The organism is Nocardia sp. NPDC004415 (genome assembly GCF_053602435.1).
This window is the reverse complement of record NZ_JBSGDP010000017.1, coordinates 31,500-54,706: the sequence shown is the minus strand read 5'-3', so window position 1 is coordinate 54,706 and position 23,207 is coordinate 31,500. Positions and strand designations below refer to the sequence as shown.

19 protein-coding genes are annotated in these 23,207 nt (G+C 68.3%); 12 read left to right on the top strand and 7 right to left on the bottom strand.

All coding sequences use genetic code 11. The features are described 5' to 3' along the window. Positions 1-1,212 carry a hypothetical protein gene (locus tag ACWEMY_RS11110; protein WP_452389864.1) on the bottom strand — a complete coding sequence of 404 codons (1,212 nt, stop codon included), beginning with the start codon at positions 1,210-1,212 and terminating at the stop codon, positions 1-3. A gap of 73 nt (positions 1,213-1,285) precedes the next feature. Here ACWEMY_RS11110 and ACWEMY_RS11105 point away from each other — a divergent pair, with 73 nt between their 5' ends. Next, positions 1,286-2,095: a glycosyltransferase family A protein gene (locus ACWEMY_RS11105; protein ID WP_452389863.1), complete on the top strand. Its 810-nt coding sequence runs from the start codon at positions 1,286-1,288 to the stop codon at positions 2,093-2,095. Here ACWEMY_RS11105 and ACWEMY_RS11100 read toward each other — a convergent pair. After that, complete coding sequence (locus ACWEMY_RS11100; protein ID WP_452389862.1) at positions 2,080-2,748, bottom strand: TetR/AcrR family transcriptional regulator; 669 nt, start codon at positions 2,746-2,748, stop codon at positions 2,080-2,082. The genes ACWEMY_RS11105 and ACWEMY_RS11100 overlap by 16 nt on opposite strands. A gap of 95 nt (positions 2,749-2,843) precedes the next feature. Between ACWEMY_RS11100 and ACWEMY_RS11095 the strand changes: the two genes are divergently transcribed. Together ACWEMY_RS11095 and ACWEMY_RS11090 are read left to right on the top strand one after the other, a co-directional pair. Further along, positions 2,844-4,121 carry a lipase family protein gene (locus ACWEMY_RS11095; RefSeq protein WP_452389861.1) on the top strand — a complete coding sequence of 426 codons (1,278 nt, stop codon included), beginning with the start codon at positions 2,844-2,846 and terminating at the stop codon, positions 4,119-4,121. A gap of 34 nt (positions 4,122-4,155) precedes the next feature. Then, complete coding sequence (locus ACWEMY_RS11090) at positions 4,156-5,532, top strand: AMP-binding protein (RefSeq protein WP_452389860.1); 1,377 nt, start codon at positions 4,156-4,158, stop codon at positions 5,530-5,532. A gap of 27 nt (positions 5,533-5,559) precedes the next feature. Here the strand turns inward: ACWEMY_RS11090 and ACWEMY_RS11085 are convergent, their stop codons facing one another. Together ACWEMY_RS11085 and nrdF are read right to left on the bottom strand one after the other, a co-directional pair. Continuing rightward, complete coding sequence (locus ACWEMY_RS11085; RefSeq protein WP_375929434.1) at positions 5,560-6,186, bottom strand: DUF4203 domain-containing protein; 627 nt, start codon at positions 6,184-6,186, stop codon at positions 5,560-5,562. 125 nt (positions 6,187-6,311) lie between these two features. Further along, entirely contained in the window at positions 6,312-7,274 is a 963-nt protein-coding gene (nrdF, locus tag ACWEMY_RS11080; RefSeq protein ID WP_452389859.1) for a class 1b ribonucleoside-diphosphate reductase subunit beta, read from the bottom strand. A 364-nt stretch (positions 7,275-7,638) separates the two neighbouring features. On the opposite strand from nrdF, the gene ACWEMY_RS11075 reads away from it, so the two are divergent. The 3 genes from ACWEMY_RS11075 to ACWEMY_RS11065 all read left to right on the top strand — a co-directional run bounded on the left by ACWEMY_RS11075 (position 7,639) and on the right by ACWEMY_RS11065 (position 10,737). Then, a complete protein-coding gene (locus tag ACWEMY_RS11075; RefSeq protein ID WP_452389858.1) occupies positions 7,639-8,595 on the top strand; it encodes a hypothetical protein in 957 nt (318 codons plus the stop codon). 14 nt (positions 8,596-8,609) lie between these two features. Beyond that, positions 8,610-9,629 carry a hypothetical protein gene (locus ACWEMY_RS11070; protein WP_452389857.1) on the top strand — a complete coding sequence of 340 codons (1,020 nt, stop codon included), beginning with the start codon at positions 8,610-8,612 and terminating at the stop codon, positions 9,627-9,629. 139 nt (positions 9,630-9,768) lie between these two features. Beyond that, positions 9,769-10,737, top strand: a complete 969-nt coding sequence (locus tag ACWEMY_RS11065; protein WP_452389856.1) for a peptidase — start codon at positions 9,769-9,771, stop codon at positions 10,735-10,737. A 17-nt stretch (positions 10,738-10,754) separates the two neighbouring features. Here the strand turns inward: ACWEMY_RS11065 and mgtE are convergent, their stop codons facing one another. Both mgtE and ACWEMY_RS11055 read right to left on the bottom strand, forming a co-directional pair. Next, positions 10,755-12,200 (bottom strand): magnesium transporter, encoded by a 1,446-nt coding sequence (gene mgtE / locus ACWEMY_RS11060; RefSeq protein WP_452389855.1) that lies wholly within the window; start codon positions 12,198-12,200, stop codon positions 10,755-10,757. A 327-nt stretch (positions 12,201-12,527) separates the two neighbouring features. Continuing rightward, positions 12,528-12,920, bottom strand: coding sequence for a hypothetical protein (locus tag ACWEMY_RS11055; RefSeq protein WP_452389897.1), 393 nt, complete (start codon positions 12,918-12,920; stop codon positions 12,528-12,530). Positions 12,921-13,107: 187 nt separating this feature from the next. On the opposite strand from ACWEMY_RS11055, the gene ACWEMY_RS11050 reads away from it, so the two are divergent. The 6 genes from ACWEMY_RS11050 (at position 13,108) to ACWEMY_RS11025 (ending at position 21,069) form a co-directional block, all read left to right on the top strand. Beyond that, positions 13,108-14,100: an LLM class F420-dependent oxidoreductase gene (locus ACWEMY_RS11050; RefSeq protein ID WP_452389854.1), complete on the top strand. Its 993-nt coding sequence runs from the start codon at positions 13,108-13,110 to the stop codon at positions 14,098-14,100. A 137-nt stretch (positions 14,101-14,237) separates the two neighbouring features. Next, positions 14,238-14,906 carry a TRADD-N-associated membrane domain-containing protein gene (locus ACWEMY_RS11045; RefSeq protein WP_452389853.1) on the top strand — a complete coding sequence of 223 codons (669 nt, stop codon included), beginning with the start codon at positions 14,238-14,240 and terminating at the stop codon, positions 14,904-14,906. Beyond that, on the top strand, positions 14,903-18,139 hold the full coding sequence (locus ACWEMY_RS11040; RefSeq protein WP_452389852.1) for a CHAT domain-containing protein: 3,237 nt from the start codon (positions 14,903-14,905) through the stop codon (positions 18,137-18,139). The genes ACWEMY_RS11045 and ACWEMY_RS11040 overlap by 4 nt, the downstream gene beginning before the upstream one ends. A gap of 9 nt (positions 18,140-18,148) precedes the next feature. Next, complete coding sequence (locus tag ACWEMY_RS11035; protein WP_452389851.1) at positions 18,149-18,622, top strand: RDD family protein; 474 nt, start codon at positions 18,149-18,151, stop codon at positions 18,620-18,622. A 135-nt stretch (positions 18,623-18,757) separates the two neighbouring features. Then, positions 18,758-20,260: an endoglycoceramidase I gene (locus ACWEMY_RS11030; RefSeq protein WP_452389850.1), complete on the top strand. Its 1,503-nt coding sequence runs from the start codon at positions 18,758-18,760 to the stop codon at positions 20,258-20,260. Positions 20,261-20,616: 356 nt separating this feature from the next. Continuing rightward, complete coding sequence (locus tag ACWEMY_RS11025) at positions 20,617-21,069, top strand: RDD family protein (protein ID WP_452389849.1); 453 nt, start codon at positions 20,617-20,619, stop codon at positions 21,067-21,069. A 52-nt stretch (positions 21,070-21,121) separates the two neighbouring features. Here the strand turns inward: ACWEMY_RS11025 and nrdE are convergent, their stop codons facing one another. Beyond that, entirely contained in the window at positions 21,122-23,203 is a 2,082-nt protein-coding gene (gene nrdE / locus ACWEMY_RS11020; protein WP_452389896.1) for a class 1b ribonucleoside-diphosphate reductase subunit alpha, read from the bottom strand. Positions 23,204-23,207: the final 4 nt, after the last annotated feature.

The following is a 23,207-nucleotide window of genomic DNA, read 5'->3' as shown; positions in this document are numbered from 1 at the left end:
TCACCGCGACCGCCGCGACAACCGATGCACGATCGTCCACGTCCCACCCACCACCAGCAACGCGAACAACAGCAATCCCCCACCGAACGCCGCGAGAATCCACAACCGATCACCCAGTGAGAGCGACCCGTTCAGGCTGATATTGAGCGAGCCGACAGCGAAGGCGATGATCGCCGCGAAGATCGACACACCCTCGATCACCTTCACCACCGAACCCCGCACGGTCTCGGCCAGTTTCGCGATCTCGGCCTCGGTCCGTTCGGCACTCTCCCGCGCTGCCGCCGCATGCCGGGCATTGACCCGCGCCACCTCGATGGCCTCCCGCCGCGCACGATACTGTTCCTGCAGCAGTTCATGACTCACCCGGCCACCGATCGCGGGCAGCAACCGCACCGCCGTATCGATGCTCACCAGCGCCGCGTCGTGCTCACCACACCACCACTGCCCGGTCGCCAGCCGGAAATGCAGGATGTGGCTGCCGGGATAGGCCGCGACCGCCTCCCCCGCCCGATCCCGCAGCAGTTCGTTCCTGCCGTCGAACTCCACGCTGTAGGCGAGCCCGTTCAGCGCGACATCCACGGCGGCGTAGGTCCGGTCGGTATCGCTCCACACCCGATCGAACAACTCCCGCGCGTATTCCCCGGTGGCGCGCCGGCTCCCGAAGGCGGCGAAGGCTCGCAGGGCGGTGAACAGCACCGATTCCCGATGCGGCCCGGCCGCCATGGCCAACGGTGAGGCGTCGAGGAACTGCGCGAGTTCATCGAAATAGAAGTCGGCCCGCAACTTCCCGGCGTGATACAGCGTCGCGAAATACGCCTTGTTGCAACCACTGTCGTCGGCGGCGACGATGTCCCCGGTGGCGTCGGCGATCTCCCCGGCGGACTCCACCGAATCGCGCGTGATGAACGCGTACCCCAGCGCCCACTTCTCCCGGATCGGCTCGTGCACCGCCGCCGCCACATGCTCGGCCATCCAGCCCGCGCACAACACGGCGGTGTGCAGGGTCGGCTCCGCCCGGAACCGGTGATTCCAATACCGATCGGCGCAGATCAGATGCGGATCACTGTCGAAATCCGCCGAGTCCACATCGAACTGCGGCTCCACCTGCTGCGCCAGGTACTGCAGCGCGATCTGCTCACAATCGCGTTCCAGCACACGCGAATTCGCGGCGACCAGCCCGCTCAACGTCGACTCGATCAGCGCGTGATCCATGAACGTCCCCTGCCTGCCGCCACACCCGAATGATCAATGTCACTACCTACCACAGGGTTCCGCGTGAGTCGACATGGCAGAGTGTCGGTTCGTGGAGATCGCGGTGCTCACGGCGGTACACGCCGGGTACGCCCGCTACCTACCCGCCGCGTGGCGGTCACTGTGCGCGCAGACCCATACCGACTGGTCGTGGTTCGTCCAGGTCGACGGTCCTCGCACCCCGGAGATCCCCGCCGCGCTCATCGGCTGCGGCGCCACCGACGACCCCCGCCTGCGCCTGGCGTTCAACGGCACCAGGGAAGGCCCGGGGATCACCCGCAACGTCGCGCTCGGCCGGATCACCGCCCCACTGATCCAGAATCTCGACGCCGACGACGAATTGGAGCCGACCGCGCTCGCCGACCTGTCGGCCGCGCTCGCCACCGAACCCACCGCCGGATTCGCCGTCGGCCCCGCGCGCGACCTCCTCGGCTCCGGCGAACTCCGGCCCTTCCCTCACGACCCCGCCCCCGGCATCCTCGAACGCGGCGCCCTGCTCGACGCCTGGATCACCACCCCGGACACCTACCGTCTCCCGGTCCACCCCGCCGGCATCCTGTGGCGCCGCGACCTCCTGCTCACCGCGGGCGGCTGGGCAGCCCTGCGCGGCATGGAGGACACTGCCCTCCTGATGTCCGCCTCAGCTCTCGCCCCCGGCATCGTCATCGACACCCCTACCCTGCGCTATCGCAAGCACCACCTCCAGCACTCCACCAGACCCTCGATCTTCGAGGGGGGGGGGGGAGCAAATATCTCTCGTTCGCGCACGGGCGGCAGCACTGCTCGCCGGTCCCGGGTGGCTGACACCGGCGCCTTGACGCCAGCGGTTCAGGACGGCGGGTAGGCGGCGGACAGACCCCGGTGGACGATGTCGGCGAAGGCTGTCAGGTCTCGGAGGAGGGTGTCGATGTCGCCCGCGACGCCCGCGTCGGTGTGGAGCCAGTCGGCGACGGTGTCGAAGAGGCCGCCGATGGTGGAGACGGCTATGGGGTAGAGGTGGGGGATGTCGCCAGGGGGAACGAATCCTTGCGTACGCCAGAGGGATTCGAGAAATTGGGCGGCCCAGCGGCGGTTGGTGCGACGTTGCTGTTCGACCTTGGCGGAGATGCCGCTGGCTTCGCCGAAGGTCACCTTGGCGACGCGGGGATCGTCGACGAGGGAGTGGGCGAAGGCGCCGATGACGGCGGCCACCACGGCGTCGCGATCCCCGGTGACCTCGGCCAGCGCGGCGGCGACCATGCCCTGAGCGCGTTCGCTCTGCTGCTGGAGCAGGGCCAGATAGCAGGCTTCCTTGCTCTCGAACAGTTCGTAGAACGCCTTGTTGCCGACGAAGGCGGTCTGGCAGATCTGCTCTATCGCGGTGTTGACATAACCCTCGGCGGCGATCAGTTCGAAGGCGGCCGCCAGGATCTGCTCGCGGCGGCGTGCGCGCCGCTGCTCGGCGTCCAATCCCTGGATGCGCCGGGGGCGGACGGGGCTCTTGTCGGTGGACGTCACGCAGCTCAGCCTACCGATCACCCAAAAAGAACAAGGACTCTTGTTCTCAACAAGACGCCGTGCTGTAATCGGGATCACCTACCGAAGGAGACGCCATGCAGCGCAGCACGGCCACCACCGGAGCGCGCCGGTTCGCGCGCACCCTCCCCCTGCTGGCAACCGTCGTGGTGCTGGCCGCGCCCGCCGCGGCCGAGGACTTCCAGCTCCCACCGCTGCCCGACGAGGCGCAGGTGTATCCCGCCGTCGTCCCGATCCCCACGCCCCAGCACGACCCCTGGTACGCCGACCCCGACGACTTCGCCGCCTACGCCGACGGTGACGTGATCCGCAGCCGCGTCGTGCAGACCTACGCGCTCGGCATCCCGGTCCCGGTGCACACCACCCAGCTCCTGCTGCGCAGCACCGACACCCACGGCACCCCGATCGCCACCGCCACCACCGTGCTCATGCCGGGCATCCCGTGGCTGGGTCCCGGTGCGCGCCCGCTGATCTCGTACCAGGAGGCGATCGACAGCCTCGGCCAGCAGTGCAATCCGTCGTACACCCTGCGCGCGGGCATCCAGAAGGAGGTCGCGCTGATCGGCCAGTTCCTCGCGGCGGGTGCGGCGGTGGTGGTCACCGATTTCGACGGCAAGGACAACACCATCATGTCGCCGAGCGAGGGCCGGATGGTGCTCGACGGCATCCGTGCGGCCAAGCGCGCCGGGCTCGGGCTGGAGGCGTCGCCGGTGGGCCTGTGGGGCTATTCCGGTGGTGGCAATTCCTCGGCGTCGGCGGCCGAACAGCGACAGCACTACGCGCCCGAGCTCGAGATCCGGGGCAGCGCGCAGGGCGGCATCCCCGGTGACAAGGTGGCGATCGCGCCGTTCGCCATTTCCGGGCAGCAGCCGCAGGCCAATTTCACCGGCTGGCTGGCGATTCTCGGCCTGGCCCGCGAATACCCGGACTTCGACCGCGCGCTCCAGCGGTATCTGACACCGGAGGGCAAGCAGGTCGCCGCCGACCTGCGCGAACGCTGCCTCTACACCACCGTCGCCACCGCGTTCCTGCGCCAGGTCACCGACTATCTCACCGACCCCGAGGCGGCCCTCGCTGCAGCCCGGCCGGGTCTGGCGGCGGCGAGTTTCGGCCGCCCGGAGAACACCCCGGACATCCCGCTGCTCATGTGGCATTCCACCACCGACCAGCTGCTGCCCGCCGAACTGGCGATCGACGACATCGTGGCGGGCTACTGCGCGCGCGGGGTGAACCTGCGGATGTTCCGGGTGCCGATGTCGGAGCACATCAGCGCCGAGATCGTGCCCGAGCTGGGCACGGTGGCCTGGCTGCTCGCGGTGACCGCCGGAGCGGACCCGGGGCCGCGGGTATGCTGACCGGCTCCTCCCCTGCGCCCCAGGGTATTTCGCGATGAGCGCGGCACATCGGCTCCGCGCGGCGCGCACCGTCGCGCGTCAGCTCACCGTCATGCAGCGCGCCGGGCTGATCGACCTGCGTCGCCCGGCACAGACCCTGCGCACCGCACGCACGATGCGCACACTGGGCCCGATCGCCGGCGGCATCCGCACTTCGGCACGAAGGGTCCCGCACCGGATAGCACTCGTCGACGGCGAGGTACTGGTCCGCGAGCAGGTGGACGCGCTCGTCCTCGACCCGAGCCTGTCCGTCCCCGCGGCCGAGGTTCCCGACGGGGTCACCGTGCTCGACTGCGACGCCCCCTCCGCCGAACGATCCGGCACCACAGCACGACTCGCCGATCCCGCCGCACAGGGCGGCTTCGTCCTGCTGACCGGCGGCACCACCGGAACACCGAAGGGCGCGCCGCGTCGCATCGAATCTCCCTTGGCGGGTGCGCAATTCGTCGACCGGGTGCCATTGCGCCGCGGCCAGACGGTCCTGCTGTGCGCTCCCCTGTTCCACGGCACCGCACTGTCCCAGTTCATCCTCGCCCTGAATCTCGGGTCGACCGTCGTCCTGCATGGCAGATTCGACGCGGCCCGCGCACTGGCCCAGCTGGCCGAGCACCATGCCGACATGGTCGTGCTCGTGCCGACCGTGCTGCGCCGCATCCTCGATCTGGGACCCGAAGCACTCGCCGCCGCCGACACCACCGCCCTGCGCATCGTGTTCACGGCGGGTGCCGCCCTGCCCTCGGCGCTGGGCACCCGGGCGATCGAGACGTTCGGCCCGGTCCTCTACAACTTCTACGGCTGCACCGAGACCGGCACCGCCACCATCGCGACTCCCGCGGACTGGGCCGCCGCGCCGGGCACGGTGGGCAAGGCGCCGGTCGGCATCACCGTCGCCCTCTACGCCGAGGACGGCACCCGGATCAGCGAACCCGGCGTGGTCGGCACGGTCCACGTCGGCAACAGCATCGCCTTCCACGGCTACTCCGGCGGCGGATCAAAACAGGTGCGCGAGGGCCTGATGAGCACCGGCGATCTCGGCCATTTCGACTCCGCCGGAAGGCTGTTCATCGACGGCCGCGACGACGACATGATCGTCTCCGGCGGCGAGAACGTCTTTCCCGGCGAGGTGGAGGACCTGCTCCACCGGCACCCGGCCGTCACCGAAGCCGCGGTGATCGGCATCCCCGATGAGGAGTTCGGGCAGCGGCTGGCGGCCTTCGTCGTGGCCACCGATCTCGACGCCGCGGCGGTGCGCGAGTACGTGAAGACCCATCTGGCCCGGTTCAAGGCCCCGCGCGAGGTGATCTTCGTCGACGATCTGCCCCGCACCCCGACCGGGAAGATCGACCGGCGCGGGCTGGCGGCGCTGCGGTGAGACGGCGGCGGCGAGGGGTCGCCGCCGTCAGCCGTTGGGCCAGCCGCCGTTGCGGCGCGAAGGGTCCTCGCGCTCGTCGTCGCCGACCAGGTGCTCGATGCCCAGCTTCTCGGCGAACAGGTGCCGCTGGGTGATCCAGCCCGCCGCCGACAGCGCGATCCAGGCCAGGGTCGAACCGATCTGCTGCCAGCCGTTCTCGGGGTGGCGCAGGAACTCCAGCGAATCGCTCATCCGGCCGACGCCGCTGAGCACCATGCTCGCGCCACCGATCGAGGTGAGCCACAGCAGCGCCCGCGCCCGGAACTTCTCGGCCAGGAACGCACCGGCGACGGCGATCGCCAGGATCACGATCAGGCTCATCGCGACATTGCGGGTGTCCCCGGGTTGCAGCACGGTCGCCAGCTTCGCGCCGACCATGGCGCCGGTGAGCCCGCCGATGAAGTAGGAGGCGAACCGGAAGACCAGCGAGGTCACCACCCACGACGACACCGCGCCGATCAACCCGATCAGCAACAGCCAGGCGAACGAGGCGTTGAACAGATCGGCGATCATCCAGCCGAGCCCGAAGCCGACGGCGATCACCCCGAGATGCACCGAGCGGATCCCGTAGAAGCACAGCAACGCGCCGACCAGCGCTACGACCAGACCGTTCATCGTCCACTCCCGTCAGCCACACGGAAACCGCTATCTCACAGTAAACCGCCGCACGGGCCCTGCCCAGACACAAAACGCCGTCACACCGGGAGCGATGTGACGGCGTTCGTCGTGGTACTACGCGCTCAGAACTCCCAGTCCTCGTCCTCGGTGTTGACCGCCTTGCCGATGACGTAGCTGGAGCCCGAGCCGGAGAAGAAGTCGTGGTTCTCGTCGGCATTGGGCGACAGCGCCGACAGGATCGCCGGGTTCACCTCGCACTCGTCCTTCGGGAACAGGGCCTCGTAGCCGAGGTTCATCAGCGCCTTGTTGGCGTTGTAGCGCAGGAACTTCTTGACGTCCTCGGTGAGGCCGACCTCGTCGTAGAGGTCCTGGGTGTAGTCGACCTCGTTGTCGTAGAGCTCGAAGAGCAGCTCGAAGGTGTAGTTCTTGAGCTCGTCGCGCTCGGCCTGGGAGACCAGCTCGAGGCCCTTCTGGTACTTGTAGCCGATGTAGTAGCCGTGCACCGCCTCGTCACGGATGATCAGGCGGATCATGTCGGCGGTGTTGGTGAGCTTGGCCCGCGAGGACCAGTGCATCGGCAGGTAGAAGCCGGAGTAGAACAGGAAGCTCTCCAACAGCGTGGAGGCCACCTTGCGCTTGAGCGGGTCCTCGCCGTTGTAGTACGACAGGACGATCTCGGCCTTGCGCTGCAGGTTGCGGTTCTCCTCCGACCAGCGGAACGCCTCGTCGATCTCCTTGGTGGAGCACAGGGTGGAGAAGATGGAGCTGTAGCTCTTGGCGTGCACCGACTCCATGAAGGCGATGTTGGTGTACACCGCCTGCTCATGGGGAGTGAGCGCATCGGGGATCAGGCTCACCGCGCCGACCGTGCCCTGGATGGTGTCCAGCAGCGTCAGACCGGTGAAGACCCGCATGGTGAGCTGCTTCTCATCCGGGGTCAGGGTGTTCCAGGAAGGGATGTCGTTGGACACCGGGACCTTCTCCGGCAACCAGAAATTTCCGGTCAGCCGATCCCAGACCTCGGCGTCCTTCTCATCGGGCACCCGATTCCAATTGATGGCCGACGCCCGATCGATGAGCTTCATTCCGCTTCCACACCTTTCCGCCAGACCTGTACTCGCACGTGCCATCGCGAATGAGCTAGTTCACCTCGAACACTACTACTTCTAGTAGGCGAACGCGCCCTCCGACACAACAGCTTGTGGTGCATCGCGTCGACTCCGGCGGCACCACCAGAACCAGCGCTTCACACACGCGGCCCCTATTGTGCGGCACGGGCGCCGCCACTCCACCATCGCATCGCCGTGATCCGTTCCCGATGTCCGCCGGACGTCCGCCCACTGTGAAGACCACCACCCACCGCCGCGCTTTGCATTCTCCGAAGGCACCCGGCAAACTGCGGCTCGTGCGCCCGTTCCGCTGGGCGAACGAGCCCGAGGGGGGAACATCATGCTTCGTCGACTGGCCGGTGTGGTCGCCGCGGCGGTCTTGCTGACGGGTGTCGCGGGGTGCGATGACCCGGAGCCCGCCGCCGTCGCGCCGATCGCGTGGGACACCGCGCCGAACACCGACGAGCAGCGGTTGGCGATTCTGGCGGCCGCCCGCGCCATCGATCCGTGCGCGCTGATTCCGCGGTCGGTTCTCGAGGAGCACGGCACGGTCCTGTCCGTGGCCGCGCGTTCCACCGATTCCTGTGCAGCGGAACTCGATTCGACGGATTTCGGAAAGAAGACGAGCCTGAATTGGTCGATCTTCCTCTCCGCCGAGCCGTTGGAACCGCTCCCCGACAGCGTCGAGAGCCGCCTCGGTGACGCCTCGGTCGTCGCCCAGCGAGACACCCCACCGGACCCGGACGTCCTGACCCACCCGTGCACCGGGCTGGCGCTGTATCCGGCCACGGTCGGCCTCAGCCTGCAGATATCCACACCGGTGGCGGACAAACCGTGCGCCCTGGTCGAGCGGGTACTGCCCGGCGCGCTCGACCGGCTCCGCACCCAGCCCGCTGCCGGCACGTCCCCGGACAACCCAGTCACCCCGCTGACCGGTGCCGATCCGTGTGCGGTCACGTCGCGACTGGGCGTCAGCGCACCGGTGGACAAGCAATTCCTGTTCGGGTGTGTCTTCGAGTATCGGGGCACCACCGTCGACCTGCAGTACTCCTACGAGCAGCAGGGCATCCTGACCCAGGGCGAATCGCTACTGGAAGTCAACGGACACCGCGGCTACGACCTGCGCAGCGTCACCGAAAACTACTGGTACGGGGCGATCCTCGGCGCACCTCTGGCATCGGACGGCCCGCCCTCGTCCCTGGGCCCCCGCGTCCCGGTCGTCAAACTGACCGGCCGCGACCCCGCCGTCCTGCGCGAAGTCCTCACCGCCACCGCCGAACTCTTCCCCGCCGCCTGACCAGGAGAACCACTGTGCGACAGCTCATCACGACTGCGGCGCGCTCGATGAGCGGCGGGAAGAACGACGGTTCGGCCAGGGGCCGGTCGACGGCGCGGCGGGTGGCGTTACTCGCCGCTGCCGCGGTGCTGGCCGCTGCCTGTCAGAGTTCCGAGGCCGCCGATTCGATGCCGACCGGTGGATTCTGGTCGGCCGCACCGAATTCCGATGAGCAGCGGCTCGATGTGCTGCGCAAGGTGCGGGCGATCGATGTGTGTGCGCTGCTGCCACGGGAGTCGCTCGGTGAGTTCGGTGCGGTGAGTGAGGTCGAGAACGTGAGCCCGACGCAGTGCCGAGCGAACATGGCCGTCGACGGGCATGTGGGTGGCATCGACGCCACCTGGACCGCCGGGGCCATCTTCTCGGGCGAATACGAGCTGGGTGACAGGCCGGTAGCCGAACGGGCGCTCGGCGATGTGCGGACGCTGTACGCGGAGGAACCCGCCACCGATCCGACCCTGCGCAGCAGTTGCGACGCGTATGCCCTGTTCGTGTCGGGAGCTTCCCTGACCATGAGCGTGCGCGCGCCGCAGGACGCGTGCGCGACGGCCGAATCACTGCTGCGCGTCGCGTTGGTGACCTGGCGCGCCGAACCCGCGCAGGGCAGTTCCCCCGACTCCGACCGCACGGTGCTCAGCGGTGCCGACCCGTGCGCGGCCGCGCCGCTGATCGGGGTCGGCGTGCCGGTGAACCAGCAGGACGTCGCGCGATGCACGGTGCCGGTCGACGGTCACGAAGCGCTCGTCAGTTTCGACTACCGCCAGGAGCAGAGCCTTCTCGACGACATCCCGGCCTTCACCGCGGGCTCCCGGCAGGTCTACCGCTTCGAGTCGGCGATGGCCTCGATCGACACCCTGACCGCCGCCGTCGGCCCGGCCCTCGCCCCCGGAACCAGCGACAAGCTGCTCGGCCCCCGCGTCCCGGTCGTCACCGTCACCGCCGATCCCGCCGTCGCCGAACAGGTCATGCGCGAGACCCTCGCGACGCTGAACTGAGCCGATCCACGCTGACAACGTTCTGGGAACGACCGGACCCGATCGTTTGCGCGCGGGTTGCCCATCCGGGCAGACTCGGTGGTCGGGCGCGAGTCCGGGCCGGAGTCTGTCGAGGACAGGGGTGCCGATGTATCGCAGGATGGTGTTGGCCGCTACCGCGTTGCTCGTCTGCGCCGCGTGTGGTGACGACGCGGGCGAGGCGCCCGACTACGGCACGCTGCCGCCGCCACCGCCTCCTGTCATCCCGGCCCAGCCGCCGGAGTTCTGGTCGCACGTGCCGCAGGACGCGGCCCAGCGCGACGAGGTGGCGCAGGCGACGCGTCAGGTCGATGTGTGCGCGGTGCTGCCGCGCGACGAGCTCGCCGAACTCGGGGAGGTGAAGAGCGTCACCGTCGGCCTGGATTCGTGCCGGGCGATCATCGGCAGCGACACCTCCGGCGACGGCACCACCCTCACCTGGCACGCGACCCTGCTGCCCGGCCTGCCGCCCGCCGCCAAGGGCGTGCTCTCCCAGATCGGCGACGTGCAGGTGCGCGTCGTCCCCGACCGCGACGCCGGCGAACCCCGCGCCTGTGGCGCGACGGCCCACTTCCCGGCGGGCGCGTCGTTCTATCTCGGCCTGTCCACCCCGCCCGGCACCAACCCGTGCACCGTGGCCGACCAGCTCATGCCCGGGATGATCGACCGCTGGCGCGAGTCGCCCCCGCAGGGCACCTCGCCGGACACGGTGCCCACGGTGCTGCTCGGCGCCGACCCGTGCACGGTCCGGACCAAGCTGGCCGACACCGTGCCCGATGCCGAACAGCGCCTGACCCAGTGCCTGTTCGGCTACCGCGGCGAGAAGATCACCGTCGGCTACGAGTACCGCGTGCCCGAGTACCTGGCCGCCAACAGCACCGAAGAGAACATCGACGGCCGCACCGTGCACCGGTCGGTCTCGGTCTACGACAGCTCCATCCCGATCTACACCGCCGCCGTCGGCCCGGAACTGCCCCCGGAATCCACCGCGTTCGGCAGGCGGATCCCGGTGGTCGAGGTGGTGGCCAAGACCGACGATGTCGCCAGGGACGTCATGGCCAGGGCACTCACGCTGTTCCCCGAACGCTGAGTTCCCCGAGCGCGGAGTCAGATCCCCAGCACCAGCTTGGCGGTGGTGAAGTAGATGATCAGCCCGGTCGCGTCGACCAGGGTGGTCACCATCGGCGCCGACACCACCGCGGGGTCGATGCGGATCCGCTTGGCCAGCAACGGCATCGTGCCACCGATGGTCGCCGCCCAGCCGCAGATGATCACCAGCGTGATCGCCACGACCACCGCGATCTTCGGCCCGACGAACAGCGTGCCGATGAGCAGCCCGGCCGCGGCGAGCATCCCGCCCAGCACCAGGCCCACCCGGCATTCCCGCCAGATCACCTTGAACAGGTCCGAGCCGCGCACCTCGCCGACCGCGAGCGCGCGCACACACGCCGTGGCCGCCTGGGCGCCCGCGTTGCCGCCCGCGCCGATCAGCAGCGGGATGAACAGCGCCAGGCTGGCCGCCTGCTCGAGCGTCGCGGCGAACACATCGGTGACGCTGACGGTGAGGGTGGCCGCGAACAGCAGCAGCATCAGCCACAGCGCCCGGTAGCGCGCCAGCTGGAACACCCCGGCGGCCATGTAGTGGCCCTCCCAGGGCGCCGAACCGGCCTGCTTGGCGACGTCCTCGCTGTCGGCGGCCTCGAGCACCTCCATCGCGTCGTCGATGGTGAGCAGGCCGACCACCCGGTCCTCACTGTCGACGACGACCAGGTTGATGTCGTTGGTGGAGCTCATCAGGCGCGCGGCCTTCTCGGCGGAGTCGGTCGCGCGCACGAAGGCGGGTTCGGTGACGACGAGCTCGGAGACCATGGCCTCGGGCGCGTGCAGCACCAGTTCGCGCAGCTCGACGATGCCGGTGAGCCTGCGGCCGCGGTCGACCACCGGCAGCGTGTACACGGTCTCGGCGTTGCCGCCCTTGGCGCGCACCCAGGTCAGCGCCTGCGCCACGGTGAGGTTGCCGGGCAGGGCGACGACCTCGGGGGTCATGTAGAGCCCGACCGAGCCCTCGGGGTAGCCCAGCAGCGCGGCGGTCATCCGGCGCTCGCGCGGGCTCAGCCCGGCCAGCACCTTCTTGGCGACCTTGGCCGGTGCCTCGCGCAGCATGCGGGCGCGGTCGTCGGGGTCCATCGCCTCGACCAGGTCGCGGAAGCTCTTCTCCCGCAGGCCCTGCAGGATCTGCTGCTGGTCGACCGGCTCGAGTTCCTCGAACACGGTGATCGCGCGGTCCTTGTCCAGCAGCCGGAACACCACGCCGGCCTGCATGGCGTCCATGCGGGCCAGCGCGTCGGCGATGACGTGCGGGGGGCGGTTGTCGAGCCAGTCCATCACCCCGGCGACCCGGTGGGTCTCGACGATGTCGCGCACCGATTCGGACAGGATCGCCAGCGCCTCGGTCACCGAGTGGTCCTCGGTGCGCTGCTGGTCCGAAACTGCTTCGGGCGCAACGGAATCGACGGTTACGTGACGTGCTTCGACGAGATCGGTCTGCGACATGGGACAGTCCTCTGGCGCGTGGGCGCGCACTCCGGCGACAGCGCCGCGGGAATGCTACGAGTGTGGATCAGGGAACGGTGGCACACACCGCGGGCGTCCACCGCCACGGCCATCACGCACGACCGGCACGAACGAGCCGGGAATCAGTACGAGGACGAAGGGGCGACGCCGCGCGGCCTTCGACTGGGGGGTTCGCTGCGCATGGCAACACCACCTCCTCGTCGTCGCTGCCGACCCACGGCCGGACATCCTTCACTTCGTAGCCTACATGCGATGCGCCGACGTTTCACCTTGGCACTGTCGTACCACTGGCCACAGTGGCCCCGCTCACCGCGGAAGGTCGGCGCCGAGGGCGCGTTCCACCGCCCGCCAGTCCGGCGCGTGGGTCACCCAGTCCGGGGCCGGGGCGGCCTGCGCGCCGAACAGATACAGGTGCGGGACGTGTCCACGCAGGTGGCGATGGACATCGAGCCGGTCGTCGATCATGTGCGTGATGCCCAGCTCGGTACAGTGCGGCAGCTTCCCGGCGCGGGTGCGGCAGAACCGCAGATGCGCACGGGGAATGCCGGTGCGCGCGGCGAAATCGTGGTGGTCGAGCCATTGCCGGGTGCGCTGCTCGATGCGGGGACCGCATTTCGAGATCACCCAGACCCGGCCCTCGAAACGGGGCACCAGCGCGGCCAGCACATCCAAGGCATCGATGGTGGGTGGGGTGCGCATCGCCTCGGCGAAGCCACCGGAGAGGAAGAGTGTGTCTGCGCATTCCCCCGCGCCTGGCGCCAAGCGGTTTCCGCCCATATCCGCCGGTCCTGGATTCGGCGCGGCGCGCGCACAACCGTTGCCCGTTGCCGCGACAGTGGGGACAGTGGGGGCAGCGGTTCCCGTCACTCACTCCGAGGAGAAACCTGTGCGCTTCGGCATCTTCGTCCCCCAGGGCTGGCGACTCGACCTGGTCGGTATCGAACCGGCGGACCAGTGGGCGGTGATGCGCGAGCTGGCCCAGCGCTTCGACAGCGGCGCCGACTGGGAGTCGATCTGGGTCTACGACCACTTCCACACCACCCCGGTCCCCACCGATGAGGCGACCCACGAGGCGTGGACGCTGATGTCGGCCTTCGCGGCCACCACCTCGCGCGTGCGGCTGGGCCAGATGTGTACGGCCATGAGCTACCGCAACCCCGCCTATCTGGCCAAGGTCGCCGCCACCGTCGACCTCATCTCCGGCGGCCGCGTCGAGATGGGCATCGGCGGCGGCTGGTACGAACACGAATGGCGCGCTTACGGTTACGGCTTCCCGTCGGCCGGTGAGCGTCTCGGCCGGCTCGACGAGGGCGTGCAGATCTTCCGCCAGGCCTGGCAGACCGGCCGCGCCACCCTCGACGGCAGGTACTACCAGGTCGACGACGCCATCGTGCACCCACGACCGCTGCAGGAGAACGGGATTCCGATCTGGGTCGCCGGCGGCGGCGAGAAGAAGACGCTGCGCATCGCCGCCAAGTACGCCGACTACACCAACTTCAGCGGCGACCCGGCCGAGTTCGCCCGCAAGTCCGAGATCCTGGCCGAGCACTGCGCCGAGGTGGGCACCGATTTCGCCGCGATCACCCGCAGCTCCAACTTCAACGCCGTCGTCGGCTCCACCGAGGCCGAGGTCGCCGACCGCCTCGCCGCCGTCGTCGACCGACTCACCCCCTTCCTCGGCGCCGAAGCCGCCGAAACCCGCGTCCGCGAACAGTTCGCCACCAGCGCCGCCACCGGCACCCCGGAGCAGATCGTGGAACGTCTCTCCGCCGTCCGGGATCTCGGACTGGCCTACACCATCGTCAACTTCCCGGAAGCCGCCTACGACACCTCCGGCATCGAACTGTTCGAACGCGAGGTGATCCCGGCCCTGCGCTGACCGGATGTGCTGGCGGACAGCCGGTTCCGGCGAACACGCCGTACGAATCGGAAACGCCGCCCCGGGGTAACACCCCCACCGATCCCGCGGATCTCCCTTCTGGACCTGGCGTGTGACAGGTCCGGAAGGGACCCCGAATGAGTGAGATCCTGTCCGTCGAACTGCTCGCCGCCGGTTCGACCGTCCTGGGCGCCGTCTATGCCGCCGGACTCCAGCTACTCGAGGCCCGGCGCTCCCGCACCCGCGTCCAGCACCTGACCCAGGTGATCGCCGAGGGCGGCGAGAACACCGAGGCGCCGGTCCTCAGCGCCGACAACGAACAGCGCCCCGCCGAGTGGAAACACGACTGGCTCGAGGCCGCCGCCCGCAAACGCTCCGACCTCGACATCCAGAACCACGCCAGCGCCCAGCAGCAGCAGCGGATGACCACGATCGCCAGCCTGCTCTGCGGTGCCATCGCCATCGGCGTCATCATGTACGGCCTGATCACCGGCGACCCCGGTGATCCGCAGGGCCTCGCCACCGTCGCGGCCGGTCTCCTGCCCGGCGCCGCCAGCGGTCTGCTGTTCTGGCAGTCGCGCGGGGCGAGCGAACGCGCCGACAAGTTCGCCGACCGGATCTCGACCACGGCGGCGCGATCGGAGGCCCTGCGCATGTCCGCGACGATCCTCGACCCCGGCTCCCGTGACCGGTTCGCCACCGCCGTGCTGCTCAGCATCGCGTTTCCGGAGTTGAGCGGGCAGGAGATCTGGCGGATGGCCGAGAGCATCGATGCCGAGGGTGAGGGAGACCAGGCGGCGCGATGACCTCGGTGGTGCGCCGGGGTGCGGTGTGGCTGGGCCGGTGGTCGATGGTCTGGTCCGGGCGCAACGTCACCGAGGCCCTCGCCGGGGGCGATCGCCTTTTCGACGGTCCCGCGTCATCGTGGCGCTGGGCGCGTCCCGCCGCGTTCACATTCGCGACCGACCCCGCCGCGCGCTTCGCCGAGATGTCGGCGCTGCGCGCGGCCTTCGGCGCCGACTCCTCCCAGCACTGGCTCGCTGGAAACGCCTACTACCTGCACCGGTACAACAAGAACGCGCACATGGCCGCGCACCTGCTGCTCGAAGCGGCCTACGGTTTCCACCGCGACGACGAAGCGCTCGCCCGGCGACTCGTCGACACCGCGCGGCGGTGCACAGACGTCGAGGTGTGCGGCCAGCTGACCGCCCTGCTCGATGTCGTCACGCTGGTGCTGGACTACCGGCAGCCGCACCTGCTGTCCGACAGCGCGGTCGAGATCTCCCCGGCCCGCGCCTCGATCATCCGCTACCTGGTCGAACTCACCGGCACCTATCCCCGCCACGGCGTCTCAGCCGAGCTGCTGGCCACCGAGCACGGCTATCGCGTTCCACACTGCGACGGGAGCCCGATCGTGGTGCCGCCACCGATGCGCCGCGGCGCGCATGTGCGGGTGGCACGCAAGATCCGGCGGGCCCTGCGCCATCGAGAACACGAGCGAGCGGGCGAGATCGCCGGGAATTTCGCCGATTTCGCCGAGGCGACGGCGGATCGCGACATCGCCTACCGCGAGTTGCGCACGCTGGTGCAGTTGCTGTCATCACAGGGCCATCACTGGCTGGTCCTGCGGGTGATGCCCACGCTGATGCTGATCGGCCGCGATTTCTCCGTCCTCGGCACCGAGGCGAGGATCTGCGCCCAGGCGGCCAAGGCGTCTCGGCACGCGCGGCACCGGCTGGCGGCGCAGGCCCTGCAGGCCGAATGCCTGACTCGTGCCGATACCGACTCGGCGATGCGCGAAGGAGTGGACATCGTCGCGAAGGCACTCGCCGATCCCGAGATCGACGACCACCCCGAGATCAAGGTCGAATTGCTGTGGTGCGGCTACTTCGTGCTGCACAAGATCGGCCTGTACCGCCAGGCGCTCGACTGCCTGGGGACGATCGCCGAGCTGGATTCCTCGCCGTTTCGCGAATTGGCTGTCCAGTGGGCCAGGATCGATGTTCTCAGCCATCTGCGGCTGCATGTCCCCGACACGGAACTGTGGGCACTGCGTGACAAGGCCGTGGCCGAGAACAAAACGCGCTGGCTCGCCGAGGTCGATCTGCTGATCTCGCGCATGACCCAGGCCAGCGCACCGGAGACTGCGCAATTCCATCTGTTCCTCGCCACCGAGGGATTCCGGCGAGCGGGTGCGTGGGGCGATCTGGCGCGCTGCCTGTCCGCGATCGGCCAGCGCTGGACGGTCGACGGCTCGTACCTCCCGGCCGCCAAGGTCTTCACCGCGGCGATCGATCTCTGCCTGCGCCGCAAGGACTACGCGCAGGCGATCGAGATCCGCGCCGATCTCGCACAGGCATTGTTCCGCTCGGGCCAGATCGGTTTCGACGAATATCGCGACATGGTGATCGCGGCGACTCTCGACCAGACCCGCGACGGAAAGATCGTGACCATCAACAAGTTCCTGAGCGATGTCCACGAGAAGCACCCGCACGAGGCGTACAGGCACGCGTCCGCGGTCCTGTCCGGCTATGCGGTCTGGTGGGCGCGGCAGGCCATGACCACCTGGCGCGCCGGTCTGCTCGGACAGGTGGAATTCCTGCGGCACATCGCATTACAAGCGGGCTTTGCCAGCGAACAACCTCGAACCGCGATGATCGAGCTGATCATCGAAGGAGCATCGCAGAGCACACCGGCCCAGCACGAGACCCCCGAACTCCTCCCCGACGAGCACCTCCCTCATCCCGTCGATTCCGAGGTCGCCGATGAGATCGCTGATCTTCTGGGTCGCTCCGACGAGCGGCAGACCCTCATCGAAGACGCACGCCACCACCACATCCCACTGAGCCCGCCGATCTCGGTCTCGCTCGGCGACGGTGAGCACAGCGACACCGGTTTCTGCCTACCGACGCTGGCCACGGAAGCCGGAAACGCGCGCTGGATCTGGTGGTCACAGTGGGAATACGGTGACAGTCTCTATCACGCCGTCGTGACCAGCACCGGCGTTCATGACGCGTCGTGCACACCGAAATCCGCTGTCGCCGAGGCGATAACGGCATACCGCAAGGTCCTGCCCTTGGCCACCCGAGAGGACGACACCGACTACCGCGCCATCATCAAAGCGGCATCGGCGGTTTCGCCCGCCGAGGAACAAGCTCTCGCCGAGGGCGTGTCCGCGGCCCTCCTGCCCGACACCATCCGCGCTTTCCTGACCGAGTCACGCAAGCCGACAACCCTTTTCGTGCAGCCGACCTGGCTGACGGCTCAGCTCCCTCTCGGCCTTCTTCCCCTCCCGGACGGCCGCGTCCACGACCATTGCGCCCTCAACTATTGTCCGTCACCACTGCTGATGACCCGAGCCCGTCCGGGCCGCGAGAACGCCGAGGGCAGCGCGCTCATCCTGGACCCGGGTGGCGAACGACTGCTGGGCCGCCACCCCCGCGACATCCCCCTCCCCGGCGACCTCCGCACGGTGTTCGTCGGCGACCACCTCCCCCGCTGGGCGCAGACGCGGCTGAAAGCCCACCGGCCGTCCCGGTCCAGTCGGCAGAACATCAGGGACGCGCTCACCGAACGTCCCCCGAAGAAGATCGTCTTCGCCGGGCACGCCTCGCTCGCCGACAGCATGTCCCCGGGCCGAGCCGCCTTCGTGTTGGCCGACGGGACGATCTCCGCCGCCGCGTGGTTCCAGGATCACACCGCGTTCCCCGCCGCCGACGCGCTGATCATGATCGGCTGCGACAGCTTCGCCACCCGGGCGCTGGAACCGCTCGGGCTGGCCACCGCGGCGCTGGCGGCGGGAGTCGGGTCGATCGTGTCCAGTGTCTGGCCGCTGCCCAATACGGACGGAATGTGGAGTGCCGCCGCAGAACTCGTCGAACTGACCGATACCCACGCGTTTCCCGACGCGGTGCGGATCATGGGGCAGAACCGCCTGCGACGATGGCAGCGCACGGGCGATCCGGCGATGCATCCGCTGAACTGGTCAGCCTTCGTCGCCACCCAGGCAGCGGGTGCCAGTCGGCCGCCGGTGGAATAGCCTGAGGGCATGAGCGATCCGGGGGCGGAGCGGCGTGAGGCAGCGGCGCTGGCGAAGAGATATCCACGACGCGACGACGGCACACTGCGCCTCGGACCCGAGGTCGATGCCGAGGGCAGACCGGCACCGAGTCCGAAGAGCCTGTCCGCCAGTCGATCCGACGGCAGCAAGCCGGTGCCCGCCGTTGTCGCCGCCGTGCTGATCGACTGGACGCTGCACATCCTGGTCGGGGTGGGCGTGTGGCTGGCGCTGCGGCCGTCCGGACCCGGGATGGCGCTTCTGTACGGGTTTCTCGCCTGGATCGCGGTGTCGTTCGTCCACCGGACCGTGGTGCAGGCTCTAGCTGGGGCCACGCTCGGCAATGCCGTGTTCGGCCTTCGGCTGCAGCATCCCGACGGCAGTGCGCCCTCGCTGGAGCGGCTGATCGCGCGCTGGTTCACCACGCTGCTGCGGACGATCGGCGAACTCGTCTCGCTGCCCTGAGAGCGCCGCTCCGGCAGACACTTTCCTCGATGTGTCCTTGACCACACCCATGGTCTCCGGCTATGTTCACTCGCCAACAGAACTGGACAGGCGTTCAAATGAACACCTGTCCATCTGCGGAGTCGAGGGACGCGGATGATCGAGACAGCGAGGCGCGGCCGGGCCGTGCGATGGATGGCGGCACTGGCGCTGGTCGCCGGAATCGGGATGACCGGGAGCACGCCGGTCGCCGCGGAGCCGGGAGTCGCGCTGACTCCCCTGCGCGCCCAGGGTGCCGAACTGATCGACGGCTACGGCCGCACAGTACTGCTGCACGGGGTCAACAATGTGGACAAGTCCGCGCCGTATCTGCAGCCGGGCGACGGCCTGACACTCACCGACGCCTCGGCGGCGATCCTGGCGCGGCGCGGGTTCACCACCGTGCGGCTCGGCGTCTCCTTCGACGGCCTGATGCCCACCGAGGGCGTGGTCGACACCGCGTATCTGGATCGGGTCGAGACCGTGGTGGACACGCTCGCCGCGCACGGCATCTACACCCTGCTCGACAACCACCAGGACGGCCTGTCGAACATCTGGGGCGGCAACGGTTTTCCCGAGTGGGCGATCAGGGCACGTCCCGGTGACGGCGAGCCGAATCCGGGCTTCCCTCTCTACTACCTCATGCCGAGCATGAACGCGGGCTGGGACGAGGTGTGGAACAACACCCACGGCGTGCTCGACCATCTCGGCACCGCGCTCGGCGCACTAGCCGAGCGCATGAACGGCCGCGCGAGCGTGCTCGGCATCGAACTGCTCAACGAACCATGGCCCGGCACACCGTTTCTCACCTGCTTCCCCAACGGCTGCCCGGACTTCGACGCGAAATACCAACGCGCCCTGCAATACCTGACCGACGCGGTGCGGGCGCGGAACGCGGCGGTGCCGGTGTTCTGGGAACCGAACGTCACCTGGAACGAGACCATGCCCAGCCATCTGGGCAAGAATCCGCCGATCACCAGCCCGAACATCGTGTTCTCCCCGCACGACTACTGCATCCCCAGCCAGCTCGCCATCTACCTCGACCTGCCCGAGGAACTGCGCGCGGTGTGCCCGGTGCAGCAGGACAAGACCTGGGCCAACATCGATTCCTTCACCGCCCGCACCGACATCCCCACGCTGGTCACCGAATTCGGCGACGGCGACCCGACGGTACTGCACAACACCGTGTCCCGCGCGGACGAGCGGTTCGTCGGCTGGCACTACTGGCATTACAGCGCAAGCGACGGTGACCCGTTCCGCGGCGAACTCGGCAAGCAACTGGTCCGCACCTACCCGCAGGCCACCGCGGGCACCCCGGACAAGATGGTGTTCGACTCCACCACCGGCGATTTCGCCTATCGCTACCGGCCACGCGCCGCGTCGGCACCGACCGAGATCTATGTCTCCGACCTGGCCTATCCGGACGGCTACGAGGTCCGGATCAGCGGCGGCCGGGTGACCTCGGCGGCGGGGGCGCGCATCGTCACGGTGGAGGCCGACGGCAGCGAGCCGGTCACGGTCCACATCCACCGGCCGGGTTCGGCGGGTGCCGAACTGCCCTCGGGTAGCGGCACCGGGTCGGCGTCGGGATTGCCCTGGTCGACCGGTTCGGCGGGCTGATCCGGCTGACGCGGACCCGCAACCGCTTCTCCGGGAGCGGGTCCGCGATTCCCCAGCGGAACTCGGAGGACTGTCAGTGCGCGGCACAGATGTCGAGATCGTTGAGATCCATCAGGGTGTCGTCCACCGTCCCGACGACGGAAATACCTGGCTCCGGGTGGATTTCGCGCATCCAGCGCACCCGGTCGGCCAGGGGATATCGACTTCACCGAGGACGCGCAGACCAGCACCGTGAGCCGATCGCACCGGGCCGCGGCGGTGCGGAATATCGGTCGTTGAGACGACAATTCGACCGGAGGTTGCGGTACAAGGACTGCACCGGGTGCCTGTTAAGCGCGGTGCACCACGCTGACCCCATGAGCACTGCAGCACCGATCCGGCCCGCGGCGCGACACGGCCGATACGAGCGCGACGCCGACGGACGACTGGCCTACGTCCCCCGCGAGCCCGCCGCACCGGCGTCTCCGAAGAGTGAATTCCCGCTCACCGGAACGACATCCAGCGGCGCGGAGACCGGCGTGATCGCCGCCTTTCTCATCGACGCGACCCTGCACGCCGCCATCGGCGCCACCGCCTGGTACCTCGCCGCCGGCCCCACCGCCGTCCTCTACGGCCTCGCCGCCTGGCTCGGCGCGTCCTTCCTGCACCGCACGATCATCCAGCACCTCACCCACACCACCATCGGCAAATGCTCCTTCGGCCTGCGCCTGCGCCGCGCCGACGGCACCCACCCGTCCCTGTGGCAACTCGTCACCCAATGGTTCCGCGGCGGCTGGTCCTGCTTCGACATATTCGGCAGCATCGGCTGACAGAAAAAGGGCGGCCTCTCCAGGGAGACCGCCCTTTTCGTGATGTGTCATCTCATAGCATGCAGCTGACGCAGCCCTCCACCTCGGTCCCTTCGAGGGCCATCTGGCGCAGGCGGATGTAGTACAGGGTCTTGATTCCCTTGCGCCAGGCGTAGATCTGGGCCCTGTTGAGGTCGCGGGTGGTGGCGGTGTCCTTGAAGAACAGGGTCAGGGACAGGCCCTGGTCTACGTGCTGGGTGGCGGCGGCGTAGGTGTCGATGATCTTCTCGTAGCCGATTTCGTAGGCGTCGTCGTAGTACTCGAGGTTGTCGTTGTCGAGGTACGGGGCCGGGTAGTAGACGCGGCCGATCTTGCCTTCCTTGCGGATCTCGATCTTCGAGGCCACCGGGTGGATCGAGCTGGTGGAGTGGTTGATGTAGGAGATCGAACCGGTCGGCGGGACGGCCTGCAGGTTCTGGTTGTAGATGCCGAACTCCTGCACCGAGGCCTTCAGCTCACGCCAGTCGTCCTGGGTGGGGATGTGCACACCGGCGTCGGCGAAGAGCTGGGCGACCTTGGCGGTCTTGGGTTCCCACACCTGGTCGGTGTACTTGTCGAAGTATTCGCCCGAGGCGTACTTGGAGTCGGCGAAGCCGCCGAAGGCGCTGCCGCGCTCCTTGGCGATCAGGTTCGAGGCCCGGATCGCGTGGTAGACCACGGTGTAGAAGTAGATGTTGGTGAAGTCCACACCCTCTTCGGAGCCGTAGTGAACGCGCTCACGGGCGAGGTAGCCGTGCAGGTTCATCTGGCCCAGGCCGATGGCGTGGGACTCGTTGTTGCCCTGCTCGATCGAGGGCACCGAGTAGATGTGCGTCTGGTCGGAGACGGCGGTCAGGGCGCGGATCGAGGTCTCGATGGTCTGGCCGAAGTCGGGCGAGTCCATGGCCTTGGCGATATTGAGCGAGCCCAGGTTGCAGGAGATGTCCTTGCCGACCTTGGAGTAGGACAGGTCGTCGTTGAACTCCGAGGGGGTGGAGACCTGCAGGATCTCCGAGCACAGGTTCGAGTGGGTGATCTTGCCCGCGATCGGGTTGGCCCGGTTCACGGTGTCCTCGTACATGATGTACGGGTAGCCGGACTCGAACTGCAGCTCGGCGATGGTCTGGAAGAACTCGCGCGCCTTGATCTTCGACTTGCGGATGCGCTTGTCGTCGACCATCTCGTAGTACTTCTCGGTGACGTCGACATCGGCGAACGGCTTGCCGTAGATGCGCTCGACGTCGTAGGGCGAGAACAGGTACATGTCCTCGTTCTTCTTCGCCAACTCGAAGGTGATGTCGGGGATCACCACACCCAGCGAGAGGGTCTTGATGCGGATCTTCTCGTCGGCGTTCTCGCGCTTGGTGTCGAGGAAGCGGTAGATGTCGGGGTGGTGCGCGTGCAGGTACACCGCGCCCGCGCCCTGCCGCGCGCCGAGCTGGTTGGCGTAGGAGAACGAGTCCTCGAGCAGCTTCATGATCGGGATGACACCCGAACTCTGGTTCTCGATCTTCTTGATCGGCGCGCCGTGCTCACGGATGTTGCTCAGCAGCAGGGCGACACCGCCGCCACGCTTGGACAGCTGCAGCGCGGAGTTGATGGAGCGACCGATCGACTCCATGTTGTCCTCGATGCGCAGCAGGAAGCAGGACACGGGCTCGCCGCGCTGCTTCTTGCCGGAGTTGAGGAAGGTGGGGGTGGCGGGCTGGAAGCGGCCGTCGATGATCTCGTCGACCAGCTTGCCCGCGAGCACCTCGTCACCGGCGGCCAGGGTCAGCGCGACCATGACGACACGGTCCTCGAAACGCTCCAGGTAGCGCTTACCGTCGAAGGTCTTGAGGGTGTAGGAGGTGTAGTACTTGAACGCGCCGAGGAAGGTGGGGAACCGGAACTTCTTGGCGTAGGCCTGCTGGAACAGCTGCTTGACGAAGGGGCGACCGTACTGGTCGAGCACCTCGGCCTCGTAGTAGTTCTCCTCGACCAGGTAGTCGAGCTTCTCGTCCAGGTTGTGGAAGAAGACCGTGTTCTGGTTGACGTGCTGCAGGAAGTACTGGTGCGCGGCCTCGCGATCCTTGTCGAACTGGATCTCGCCGTCGGGGCCGTACAGGTTCAGCATGGCG